Origin of the sequence: Prevotella sp. oral taxon 313 (genome assembly GCF_003043935.1) — a bacterium.
GTDB lineage: Bacteria > Bacteroidota > Bacteroidia > Bacteroidales > Bacteroidaceae > Prevotella > Prevotella jejuni.
Genome location: NZ_PYXE01000001.1, coordinates 1,618,656 through 1,632,457, shown reverse-complemented (window position 1 = coordinate 1,632,457; position 13,802 = coordinate 1,618,656). Strand labels below are relative to the sequence as shown.

The window sequence follows — 13,802 nt, the reverse complement described above, 5'->3', positions numbered from 1 at the left end:
TATGCCCAAAGCCCATCTCATCGTGAATTTGCTGTCTAATACTTCCTTTTTATTGTCTTCATTATCCTTTTGTGTGTTTAAAATAAAATTTTTCTGTGCAATTCCTTGCAAATTAAAGAAGAATAACCTATATTTGCGCTTAGGAAAAAACAACTTAAACGTTCATGCTTATGAAGACAACGTTGATTTTACCAATTTAGCCCCCTTGACATAACGAACGCCACTTTCGGCAGTCAAGGGAGATATGCAGGACTCTACGAAAAGGCTTTGCATTAATCAATTTTCGCACACACGATACAATCCATCCCACTTTTATTTTACGGATTTTCTCTCTTTACCGTTTTTATTGCGGGTATCTTATCAGACTGAAAAAGAACATAGACAGTATTAACTTATGGGACGACATTTACACGAAACAGCATTTCTAATAGTTACAGCCTTATTCATTCCCGTGCAGTCCCGTGCGCAGTCACCCGGTCAGGTCAGCGGTGCGGAGGCATGGCTGAAGACCGTCCCCCTGACGACGGATCTGCAGGGGTACTATCATTGGCGCGACTTCTCGGGCGACTCCGTGAGAACCAACTTCTACGATGCCAAGGGCGCAGCCTACGGTGGTGAGTTCACGCAGCGGCACACATGGATACGGACTTTCAACTTCAACCCCGCCCTGAACTTCTCCGAGGGGAATCAGCCGAAGGAGAGTCTGCTGAAATACTCCAACCTCGCGCAGATGACCGTCATCGGGGTGTTTGCCCCGACGACCACCGCCTATAACAAGGACGAGGTGCTATATGCCGTCAGCGGACGCAAGGGTGCGGGAAGCCTCGTGAGCAGGGACAAGGCGGTCGGGCAGCAGGGCATAGAACCGCTCAACTACGGAAGCACGGCCGGCGAGGACCTTCTTTATTCGGGGAGCGAGAGGCAGACCGCAGAGGAATTCAAGTCCACGAGTCCCCGCATCGTCTCATACATCAGGGCATACGCCCCCGTGCATTCCGTGTGGGGAGAAGGCAGACGTGCGACCATCACCACGGGAACATACAGGGACGGAGACGTCAATTTCTCGACAGCCTTTGACAAGTCCCTGTTCGGGGGCGGTGCGCTCAATGGCTACACGCCCGAGCTCATCGCATACGGCAGGACGCTCACGCCGCTGGAGCGCAGGCAGGTGGAGACCTATCTCGCCATCAGATACGGCATCACGCTCAACGGCTCATACTATACGGGGACTGGCAACCTTTCATGGGACAGGGACGAAAGCGCCGCCTACCACCACAGGGTGACGGGCATCGGGCGTGACGACGCGGGCGACCTCTTCCAGCCTCTCTCCACGACGAGCTACGAGGAAGCACCAAGATATTCTACTGAAAAGACATACGACAGCTTCAGAGACGCAGACCCATACGGCCTGCCGACGAGCCAACGCCTTCTCGTCATGGGACGCGAGGATGGCTCTCCCATGCCCGACGGCGGCTACATGATATGGGGCGACGACAATGCCGCCACGACCACCGTCGAGACGGAAGGAAAAACACCGTGGCACGTCATGAACCGCAGGTGGCTCGTCAGGACGAACATCGACTCCACCGAGTACAGCAAGGACATCTGGACGCAGAACGGCATCACCGACACCTCCGACGGTTTTATGGATGCAGTGTCGCAGAATGATCCCAAGGAGGGCGCATACATCGTCAGCTCCCCGCTCGACACGGGAAACGGCACGATGGAATACACCAACCCGAGGCTCCATCCCGCCTACAACGTGGGCTTCACCGAGGCATCGGGCACGAAGTGCGCCTACGGCTTCAACGTCAGCGCACGGGGTGAGATCCGAATCGTAGAGAACGGAACTGTGCAGAGCAGAATAGTAGAAAGAAACACGGGCGGAAAGAGTTTCATGGTACGCAGAAAAGGAAACAGCGTAACTCTGCTCATAGACGGCCGGGGCAGCAAGGAGCTGCAGATAACCATACCCGTTGAAAGCACGGCAAAGGCAGCCTGCATGATTTTCGAGATCGCAAGCGGCGAGACAGCATTAAATATCCCCAAGCTGCGCAGGAACGGCTTTGGAGACAGCGGCAACATGGTTGAGCTCGGATACGGAGTCCTCGCCAAAGGCAACAAGTTCGCAGGTGCGGACTACCGCAACGTCTTCATGCTCATAGACAGAAACGCAGGCGACAAGACCGACATACATGAAAACATCATCATCAGATGCTCGCGCAAGGACGCGAGCCGTGAAAAACTCATCTTCGACAACATCTTCATGGACACCGACGGCAGTGGATTCGACACGTTCACCTTCGCCAGCTTCGACGGCATACTGGCACGGCTGACACCGCACGATGCGAGCTGCACGGGCGGAAAGCCGCGAAAGGACGGCAGCCTTGACATCAGCATGGTGGTCGGCCTGCCGAGTTTTTCATACAGCTTGCTGGCGGATTCCGTGGAGAATATAGAGAAAGGTGCCGTAGCTTCACGGGGAAACTTCACCACGAAGACATACACGGTGAAGAACCTGCTCCCGGGAAACTACAGTCTGCTCATTAAGCAGAACGCGGGCATCGACATCACGGCGGAGAGCACGGGAGGCGTCGAGTATGCCCATGCGGTCGGTCGCCGAAAGCAGGGAGAGGTCACATGGACTATTCCCTCGCTCACCTCCGACTACAGGGCGGGACTCTGCACCACGCTCGGACTGGGAAAGAACATCCTCCACGGCTTCGACGTGAAGAATGCCACGGCACAAGTCGTGGTCGAGGGTAAGCCCATGGGTGCTGCCGTCACCCTGAATGGAGGTGACGCACTCGGGATCATCTTCACCCCCGACACGGTAAGCTATACGGTAAACGGCATCGTCGTCCACCGTGCGGCCAAGAAAGCCGGTCTCGGCTGGCTCTTCGGCATGGGCTTCAACAAGGGACTCTCGACCATCGACGGGCTGAGCATCGACGGTGGAGACTTCGCCCTGACGAGCGTTTCGAGGGGCGTGGCCTACGAGACGAGGAAGGCTGTCGAGGACAGCATGGCGGTAATTATCGGCAGCGAGTGCAGCCCGAACGTGCCCAAGGCACAGGCAAGGTCGGCAGAAAACACCTCCTCCATCGAGAGACAAGCCCATTCTGCCCTCACCGTGACAAGGAAGGACGGGACTGGTATGGCGTTCAGTGCCGAGCTGAGACTTGCCAAGGAGACCGATGCCGAACTGCTCGTCTATGATACATCGGGAAGGCTGCTGAGCCGGACGGACATGGCGGGAGGCACCATAAAGCGTGCCGACTTCACCGTACCGCAGACGGGCGTGTACGTCGTCAAAGCACTCACCTTAGAAGAAGAATTCACAAGGAAGATAATGGCAAACTACTAAACCCCAACGGCTATGAAGACAAAGCATTACCTCATATCGGCGGCATTACTGACAGCCATCACCGCAGCCATCGCTGCGACGCATATATACAAGGGACAGGACAGTGCACGTGAAAACAACGGCACGAGTATATCACAAGAGACAGCACAGACCGAGACGTTCACGTCGAACACACATAACACGGCGAAGGCTGCGCAGGGAAACTCACAGGCTATTAGAAGGGGTAATACTAAAACAGTGACAGCATCCCGCGCAGCCACCTATGCAGCAGACCATCCATCGGGCATCATAGGACAGCCCGACGGACGGGTTTCGGACAACCCCGAGGACAACATCTTCGAGATAACAGTCGAGAAAGTTTCTCCAAATATGCGCGCATGGCTGGTCTATGACCTCAAGGGCGTAAGTTCTGGTCAGGGCATCAGCAGGAGCATCAACGATCGCACGGCTGTCGGCGGCTACCTTACGGTTCTTTCCAAGGACTGGAAGACCGTCAGGGAGGAAATAAGCCCCGAGTGGCTGAAGGACGGCAGGAACACCGTCCTCTTCACCATTCCGACGGATGCTTCCTACGCCTATTCGGTCAGGAACGTACATATCGAAACCGTAGCGGATGCTAAGACAAAGACTAATACCAATAAGCAGGAAGAAATAATCCTTTCCTCCGCCCCCATAGCCTATGACGGTCAGACCTACCTCTACGGCTTCGTACGAGGGAAGGCAAGCCGTATCTCAGTGAACGGCACAACCATCACCGTCCATGACGGAGAATTCGAGGGCATCGTGCCATCGACGGGCAGACAGCTCAAGCTCACGGCAGTCATTGATGGCAGGAACATCAGTAGGAAAATAACACCCATACAAGGAGGTAGGGCGGACTATGCCCGTGCCTTCGTGTCCGTCGGTGGAAAGGCAGAGAAGCGGTTCCTCGCGCACAGGGCGGACAGCATCGCCATCGGCGGCAACGTCCTTTCCGTGAAGGCTGCGGACATCGCAAGGAACGGCAGATACTCCGTCACGGCACTCCGCGAGACGGACATTCCTGCCCTTGACTACGGCATGACCAACGTCACCGCCAAGGGAGACGGTTACCGCTTTCTGCCCCACGGCAACCACTTCGAGGGCAAGGGTGCAACGGTGAAGATAAAATACGACCGCACGCGAATCCCGAGCGGTTTTACAGAAGACGACATCAATACCTATTACTTCGACAAGAATACCAAGCACTGGGTGGCACTGGAAAGAGTCAGGGTGGATAAGAAGGAGACCTGCGTCGTGTCACGCACCACGCACTTCACCGATATGATCAACGGTGTAATCAAGGCACCCGAATCTCCACAGACCGATGGATTTACCCCGACGATGATGAATGACATCAAGGCGGCAGACCCGACGGCAAAAATCAATCTTATTACTCCTCCTACGGCTAACAACCGCGGCTCAGCTAATCTACAGTATGGCTTCGAGATGCCACCTGCCCGCAATGGTATGGCACCGTCCTTAGGCATTCAGTACAGCAGTGAGGGTGGCAGCGGATGGCTTGGAGAGGGTTGGAATCTCTCTGTTCCTTCTATTACGTTGGATACCCGTTGGGGTGTACCCCGTTACGACACGGCAAAGGAAACCGAGACCTACCTTATGTCAGGATCCATGCTTTCTACCATGGGGGATGACGGCAAGATGGGTGTTGCCCACCGTGGTGAGAAGATGAACCGAAAAGCGGACAGACAGTTCTACACTCGGCAGGGAGGAGACTTCAGCCGTATCATCCGCAAGGGTAATTCTCCTGCCGACTATACTTGGGAAGTAACCGACAAACAAGGAATCAAATATATTTATGGTGGAGAAGGTGCCATTCTCAAAGGTACCATCACCGATGCAAGCGGTCAAAGCCGTGAGGTGATTACCGAATGGAAGCTCAAACGTGTGGAAGAAACACACGGTGATTATATCGAATACGTCTATGAGACAGCCGACGAACCTGTTCGTGGTGGACTTGTGGCAAAAGCCATTTATCTTAAGGAAGTACGTGCTGGTAATAGCGGACAATCACCCCACACAGTGGTTGTCTTAGAAGGCAGTAAACAGAAACGACTCAAAAACAACAATGCAAGATATGGCTTCCTAACCTCATCGAATCGTTTGTTAGAGAAGCTGACGGTGAACTTCCAAGGAAGTACGCTCCGCAGTTATGCCTTTACCTATGGCGAGGGTGCGTTCAACAAAGATGTGCTTACGGGTGTGAAGCAACTCGACGACAAAGGTGCAGAAGTGTCTTATCAGAATTTTGACTATTATGATGATGTACAGGCTGCCAAGGGGTATGTGCCTTTTAAGGAAAAACAGGAAACATGGAATACGCACGATGACGGCCTTGACGCAGGATTTATAAGTCCTCTCAAAGAAGTTGGTGGCATATTCAGCGACAAACCTACTGCCTTAGGAGGAACAACAAGCCTTTCTTATGGTGGCTCTTTCTATGCTGGAGCAGGAGTTGATGATCAAAGTTCTTCAACAAGTGGCACTATTGGTGGTTCTTTTAATTACTCTCATGATAATTCTAAGGGATTATTGACTTTTGCAGACCTTAACGGAGATGGATTACCCGACAAGATATATCAGGATGGAGGTTCTGTGTACTATCGTCCGCAAATATGCACAGACGAAAAGAAAATAACCTATGGAGAACCTATCAAAGTTATTGGTATCTCTAAATTTTCTGCTTCATCCAGTAATACTTTCTCTGGAGGACCTGCCATCAAGGCTGGGTGGCAGTATATCATGGCTACTGTTGCTACAAGTACTTCTCGCACGACTACCAAAACCTCTGTATATTTCAGCGATGTTAATGGTGATGGGCTTGTAGATATAGTTTCTAGTGGTAAGGTTTATTTTAATCATATAGAAATTGACGAACAAGGTCATGCTATTCCTCATTTTACGCTTAGCAGTGCCGATACACCAAGCCCTATCATCTATGATGCCAAGAAAATAGATAAAACTATTGGGGAGGTTGATCCTGCCGAGCAAGCAGAACTGATTAAATCCTCTCCGATGGAAGACATGGTGCGTGTATGGCAGGCACCTAAGGATGGAATTGTTAGCATCTCGAGTACAGTTAGTCTGATTACTCCAACAGGCGAGTATGATGCCGATGAGTATGCTCATGCTGACGGTGTGCGCCTTGCCATTCAGAAAGGCAGTACAGAACTCTGGAGTAAGAAAATTGCCAAGGGAGATGCAACAGCTTATAATGCTACGGCACAGAATATCACTGTCAAGAAAGGCGACCGCATTTATTTCCGTGTCCAGTCTGGTACGGAGGAAAGAAGCAACGGTGCCTTTGACAACGTGAAATGGGCACCTGTCATTACCTATACAGGTGCGGCAGAAACACTCCCCGGCGGATTATCTACCACTGTTTATCAACCTCAGGAGGGTGCCGTTTATGATGCCAATACACTGACCAATGTGGCAGAGAGCACTTCTTTGAACCTGTCAGGCAAGTTCGCCAAACCCGTCACAACAGATGACGTTACGCTCAGAATTGTCGCATCTAATGAGTTAAAAGACAGCTTGGGTAATAATAATCCGAATTATAAAAAAAGAGAAATCTATACCCGTACCTTAGCATGGAATGAAGCGTTTGACGGAGAAATTAAACAGACGATTCCTAATCCGGATGGCTTGACAAATCTAAACTTTGAAATCAGTTCTTCTTCTAATGTGGACTGGTCGAAAATAAAGTGGACCCCACAAATAGAGACCATAGGCAAGGAAGGTAGCAGGCAGCGTACAGCAGGGGCAACCCATTATGTTCTCTTTGCTGACATGGTTAGTGAAGGTAAACCTGTAGTACTTGCTTCCAATGTTTCAACCCTGACAGTTACTCCGAGTATCACGATGCTACCACCAACGGTAAACGGAATGGTAACGATGACTGTCAAGACTGTAGACAAACTGCTGGGTAAAAAGACTTACACTTTCAGTGGTGGCAGTCTTTCAGGGGATCCTCTGATAATCACCGGTATCAGTGCAGGCAAGATATGGATAGATTACTTCTATTCAGGTAACATCTCTGGTCAGACAGTAACTTCTGCAGCTACTGTCAGTGGCATAGGAACAGCACAGGCAGGCTTCTATGCCCAAACAGAGAACAAAGGCTTCGGCACAATGTATCGTGGTTGGGGTGGTTTTGTTTATAATGCTTCCGAAGGTAGGTATAGCAAACCTATTGATGAATCACTGCTGAAGCTCCCCGATAGCAAGGATGCCAAGATGGATCCTTTGACAATGGCATTTGTACCAATAGGAACAGACCAAAGTTCATTTGATAGATGGATAGGACAACGAGCAGAATTGTACCTTACAGCTAAAGAGGCTGGGGCTTCAAGACTAACTGAACAAAATGTAATATTAACTAACCCTTTCGAACATATTGATGATATAACAGGAGTTTCCGGTACGTGTCTACAAGGAACCGGTGCTGTAGCTATAACACAGGAAATGGTTGCAACAAGTGATGTCAATCAGGCAGGCATTGCTTTTACATACAATGATGCAAGTGGTAAGAGTGTAACTCGCTCCACTATGATGGATTTCAATGGGGATGGTTTCCCGGATATTTTTCAAAAGGGAATCATACAATATACAAATTCGCAAGGAGGTATCAGTGGCGAAAAGTATAGTGGAATCGGAATCATTGGCAGTGAAAATAAGTCTGAAGGATGGGCATTGGGAAGTGATCCCATTATTTCGATAAGTTCTACGATTGCTCATATTGCAAAAGGAAAGGATCATTCCTGCAACCAAGGCTCCAGCAACAAGGCAAAAGCTAGTATGTCTGGATCTGTCAGTATTCCTCCCTCTAACAAGGATTGGAGCACAGAAACATTCATGGATGTGAATGGAGACGGTCTACCTGATAAAATTATTAAGGGAAATAAAGTTCGACTTAATTTAGGGTACAACTTCACAGAACCGATTGATTGGGGAATTGATCGAATACAAGGAGGTAAGGGAATTACTTATAACGCCAATATAGGTGGTAGCTTCAATAAGGGGTCATCAAGCTTCGCCGGGGGATACAATGTTGTAACCTCTAAGAATGGAGAAGAGTATAATCTCTCTGATGTAAATTCTGACGGATTACCAGATAAGGTATGGCGCAATGGCAAGGCTATTATGGTGGCACTTAATATCGGTAATGGCTTTATGGATGCCATTCAGTGGAAAGGGCTTTCTTCTCTTAGCGAATCAGCCTCAACTTCAGAGGGAGCTGAAGTTGCATTTACTGTCAATTTTACCCCAAAGTTAATTCCTGTTAAAATTTCCATAAATCCAGTTGTTTCTGTCAGTCATAGTATAAATCGTAACAACTATGCTTTGCAAGACGTAGACGGCGACGGCTACCTCGATATTGTGGAATCCGATAAGGAAAGTGAACTGAAAGTAACCCGCTCTGCCATCGGCAGAACGAACATGCTCAAGAGCGTGACCAACTCCCTTGGCGGAACCTTTACACTGGACTACGAACACAGTACGCCTACCTACGGACTGCCCGGTGGTAAATGGGTAATGTCGTCCGTAACCATTGACGATGGTATCCGTGATGATGGACCGATGATGAAGACGATGTTTGCCTATTCAGATGGACAGAAGGATCGCCACGAGCGTGAGTTCCTCGGTTTTGGAAAGGTCGTAACCAAGAATATCGACACCGAACAGGGTGAATCCGCAGTCTATCGTCAGGCTGTGCAGCTCTATGATGTGTCCACCTACTACGCACAAGGTAACGAACTTAGTGCCTCTGTGGAGGATGCCAAAGGCAACAAGTACACCGAGACACGTAATGAGTACGACGGCTACTACCTCACTGCCAATGGCGACAAGTACACTTTCACCAAGCAGACCAAGCTCTGTAGCGACCGCGCCTCTGCCTTTGTACCGCTACGCTATACCGCCAATAAGCAGTATGAGGGACAGCCAACTGGCATCACCACCTCAGAGGCTTGGAATGAGTATTACCTCACGGGGCATCATGGTGAATTGAAGTCCTACAAGTTCAGTGATAAGGGCAAGTTGGGTGCTGACGGTTCGGGTAAGTTCGACTACCAGACCGCAATACAATATGCTCACAATGATAACAAACATATCTTCGGGCTACCTACCAACGTAACCGTAACGGGCGGTGATGGTAAGATTTATCATCAAGTTTCTGCGACTTACGATTTGAACTATGCCGACCATATTACGCAGATTAAACAACAACTCGGAAGCGGTGAAGCCGTCTCTGACTATACTTATGATGCTTACGGCAACATTATCAAGACCACGCTTCCTGCTAACAGCAAGGGACAGCGCATGTGGTATACCTACCGCTATGAGCCGGTGATGAATATGTATGTGGAGCGCATAGACGATGCATTTGGCTACCGTAGCGAGGCTGCCAACTTCGACTACCGCTATGGCATGGCACTCCGCCGTATGGATCTCAACCACTTCTATTATGAAACGGATATAGACAACCTCGGACGTGTGAAAGCTGTGCGTGGTCCTAATGAGTTGGCAACAGGCGTGCCTTACATCATTGCCTTTGACTATCAGCCTAAGGCTACTTTCGGCACCAACGGTATTACAGTGCCTGCTTACGCAGTGACGAAGCATTACGACATACAGCACCCAAGCGATGATATGGAGACCGTAACCTTCGTGGACGGCTTCGGGCGTCCCGTTCAGGTGAAGAAAGACGGTGTGGTAACGACAGCTGCCAAGGGTAGTGCTCCGAAAGACGAGACCGTGATGATTGTCAGCGGACGCAATGTCTATGACGCTTTCGGTCGTGTGGCTAAGGCTTATTACCCTGTAACCGAAGCAGTGGGCAGCAAGACAACTTTCAACAAGGCTTTTGACAACGTGTCGCCAACCGTAACAGTTTATGACGTGCTTGACCGGGCTATGAAAGTAACGCTTCCGGACAATGCTGAGACCAAGACAGAGTACTCTACGGACGCAGGTAGCAATGCACTCGTAACGACTGTAACTGATGCGTTGGGTAATCGTCAAGCAACCTATACCGACGGTAGTGGCAAGACGGTGAAGACCGAGCAACTCAGCGGACCAGATGGTATCATTACCACTTCTTTCGAGTATGATGGCATCGACCGACTCGTCAAGGTGACCGACACCGAAGGCAACGTCACCACGTCCGTCTATGACATGGGCGACCGCCGCACCGAGGTCAGTCACCCTGCCAGCGGAATCACAACCTTTACCTACGACAACTTGGGCAACGTACTCACCAAGCAGACAGCCAACCTCAAGAAGGAGGGCAAGACCATCAATTACGAGTACGACTACGGTCGTCTGACGGCTATCAACTATCCCGACCATCCGGAAAATAACGTGAAGTACCATTACGGTGGTATCAACTCTTCTCACAACCGTATCGGCAGATTGATGCTCCGTGAGGACGGTAGTGGTGCTATCGAATATTACTACGGTAAGATGGGTGAGGTCTTGAAGACGGTACGCACGCTGATTGTTCCCAACCAGGCTGTGGCAACCTACGTCACACAGTGGAAGTATGACAGCCATGACCGTCTATTGGAGATGATTTACCCCGATGAGGAGAAAGTAACCTACGGCTACAACCTCGGTGGACAGGTAGACCACGTCCGTGGTTACAAGTCCTATGGCTACGATTATGTGAACAAGATAGGTTATGACAAGTTTGAGCAGCGCACCTATCTGAAGTATTGCAACGGAGCGGAAACCTTCTACAGCTACGACCCTGCACGCAGACGTTTGCAGAACCTCGTGGTGAATGCTAAGGCAGGTACTATCATGGACAATGCCTACAGCTACGACGCAGTGAGCAACGTACTCGGTATTAAGAACAATGCTCCACTCCCACAGAGTGGAAAGGCAGGCGGACAGATGAGCCACAGTTACTCTTATGACCCATTGTATCGTTTGGCAAGCGCAACGGGAACTTATAAGGGAACGGACAATAAAGCCGCTTCTTATACGTTATCTATGGGCTACGACAACATGCACCGCATCACGAGCAAGAAGCAACATCTCTCGCAGACAGGTGTGCAGTTCGATGGCACGCTCAACGCAGGCTACGAACTCGTTTATACCTATGGTAGCGCAGAGGGTAAGAAGTTCCAACTCAACAATGTTCGTGATATCAACTACCGAACGGAAGAAACTCCTATGGAGAGTACGAATATCAACAACGGACACAAGTACACCTACGATGCTAACGGAAATCTTGTCTATATCAACACCTCACGTGTAAAGAAAGACGGCAAGGAGGATGAAAAGACAACCGAGCAGAAGTACCGTTGGGACGAGGAGAATCGCTTGTTGGCAGCCGATGAGAACGGTTTTGTGAGCAACTATTGGTATGATGCCGATGGTGAGCGCACGGTGAAGGCCTCAGGCGAAAACGAAGCTATCTATGTGAACTCTGAGTTCTCGGGTGGCAACACCGGTACGGCACGCTTCAGCCTTTATATCAGTCCATACCTCGTAGCAGGGCAAGGTGGCAAGTACACCAAGCATATCTACATTGGCTCACAGCGTATTGTCAGCAAGCTTGGCGACTTGGCTTCTTATGGCGCAGACCCAAGACGAATACCGTATGCAGGCAATGAAGCTGATGGCTTGACCATCAACTACAAAGACAAGTATGCAAAGCAGCTGCAATCCATTAAGGATAACTATAAGGCGTTTGACCAACCTTATAACGGTAAGGACAATGACGACTATGTGAATGGTCAGGGCTTCTGCTGCAACGACGCTACGCCGGAGGCGGCACAGGCTCGTGCGATGGCACGTACAAGGGCTGCAAACGGCAACTTCAAGCCAAATGACGACTACGAAAAGATGCAGTTCTACTACCATCCCGACCACTTGGGTAGCAGTAGTTACATCACCAACCTTGACGGTGAGGTAGCACAGCATATCGAATATGTGCCATTTGGAGAAGTATTCATTGAAGAACGCAACAACACATGGAACACGCCTTATCTCTTCAATGCAAAAGAATTTGATGAGGAAACAGGTATGTACTATTATGGTGCGAGGTACTATGAACCGAGGTTGAGCGTTTGGATGAGCACTGACCCGTTGCAGGAAAAATATTACAATAGTTCTTCTTATGCTTATTGTAATAATAATCCGATAAGATTTATTGATCCTGATGGAAAAGATGGTTGGGATACATTTTGGGGTTATACTATAGGTACTGTTACAAATATTCTACCTGGGACATCTAACTTACGAGACAAATATAGTCCTCGAAATCGACAAGACTATAATAGAGCATTAAGAAATTCTGATAATCTTTCTTTTGTAGTGGGTGTAACGGCTATAGGTGCAGGGGCAACTGGAACAGGAGCAGGTACAACAGTTATTGCTACAAGTGGTACTGTAGCTGCAACAGGTATTGGTACAGCACCTGGTGCTGTGGGTGCTGCTGCGGGTGCAGTTGTTGTTACAGGTAGTGAAGTTCTTGTTCTTGGAGGAACTTTAGTTACAATGAATGCTGCCAATAATAGAAATCAAGGGTATGACAGAGGAAAGAAAGGGAACGTTTCTTCTGGTAATAAGAATTCTCCTCATGCTAACCAGAAAAAGAAAGAAGCAAATGGAGATAGATATGAAGAATATAAGCGGCAATACGACAAATTAAAGTCTTCACCTAACAAAACACCTGAAGTAAAAAAACAAATAGAAAAATTAAAGAGACAAATGAATCGGGCCAATGAACGTAGAAATTTCAGTGGTGAAAACCATAGTAGAAACCATAAAGGTAATAGGTGATGGACAAATATACTTTTATAACCAATTATCAATATGGGGAAAAAACAGACGTTTTACAAATAGATGCAGTTTCTATGAAAGTTGCAATGAACCAATGGGTTGACGCGTTGAATTTTCCACATATTGGTAATATTAGCAAGTCTAAAGCGAAGCAACATATATATAGTGGAGATATAGAGGAAATACCCTTAAAGAAGTTACATCATATTAGTTGCTTATATGAAAAAGTCAATGGAAAAATAATAGAAGCATATATTGTTCAGCATTGTCATCTTCCTTCAGAATTGCAAACTTTTAATATTATTGTTTTATTTAAGGGAGGAACATATGTAAGACAAATACAAGCAGATGGTTACTGTGAAGCGATTCGTCTTTGGGGAAAATACCTATCTTGGCACTTTTATAATAGCATAGAACGGCAAACAATAAAGGAAGTACTTAAGAATAATTTTGAAGAACTTATAAATTCCCTAATGCCTAAGGTTTGGTCATTCTCCTTAGTGGTAGATAATTCTATATTGGAAATGTTCATAGTAGAGTGTTAGTGAAATGAGTGTCCCATATGCTTTAGTATTTAAATATCTCTTAACACCCATATAAG

Annotated in this window: 3 protein-coding genes; all 3 read left to right on the top strand. The window is 48.6% G+C overall.

Annotated features, from left to right (window positions below; all coding sequences use genetic code 11):
- The first annotated feature begins 394 nt into the window (after nucleotides 1–394).
- Genes AXF23_RS06340 through AXF23_RS06330 form a run of 3 tightly spaced genes read left to right on the top strand, consistent with a single transcriptional unit; the run spans nucleotide 395 to nucleotide 13,746 of the window.
- Nucleotides 395–3,367 carry a DUF8202 domain-containing protein gene (locus AXF23_RS06340; protein ID WP_107624705.1) on the top strand — a complete coding sequence of 991 codons (2,973 nt, stop codon included), beginning with the start codon at nucleotides 395–397 and terminating at the stop codon, nucleotides 3,365–3,367.
- 12 nt (nucleotides 3,368–3,379) lie between these two features.
- A complete protein-coding gene (locus tag AXF23_RS06335) occupies nucleotides 3,380–13,201 on the top strand; it encodes a toxin TcdB middle/N-terminal domain-containing protein (protein WP_233251250.1) in 9,822 nt (3,273 codons plus the stop codon).
- Entirely contained in the window at nucleotides 13,201–13,746 is a 546-nt protein-coding gene (locus tag AXF23_RS06330) for a hypothetical protein (RefSeq protein WP_107624704.1), read from the top strand. Before AXF23_RS06335 ends, AXF23_RS06330 begins: the two co-directional genes overlap by 1 nt.
- Nucleotides 13,747–13,802 lie beyond the last annotated feature (56 nt).

Excerpts from the sequence above, each read along its gene's own strand:
- AXF23_RS06335 (WP_233251250.1), top strand. The coding sequence starts at position 3,380 with ATGAAGACAAAGCATTACCTCATATCGGCGGCATTACTGACAGCCATC.
- AXF23_RS06330 (WP_107624704.1), top strand. The coding sequence starts at position 13,201 with ATGGACAAATATACTTTTATAACCAATTATCAATATGGGGAAAAAACA.
- AXF23_RS06340 (WP_107624705.1), top strand. The coding sequence starts at position 395 with ATGGGACGACATTTACACGAAACAGCATTTCTAATAGTTACAGCCTTA.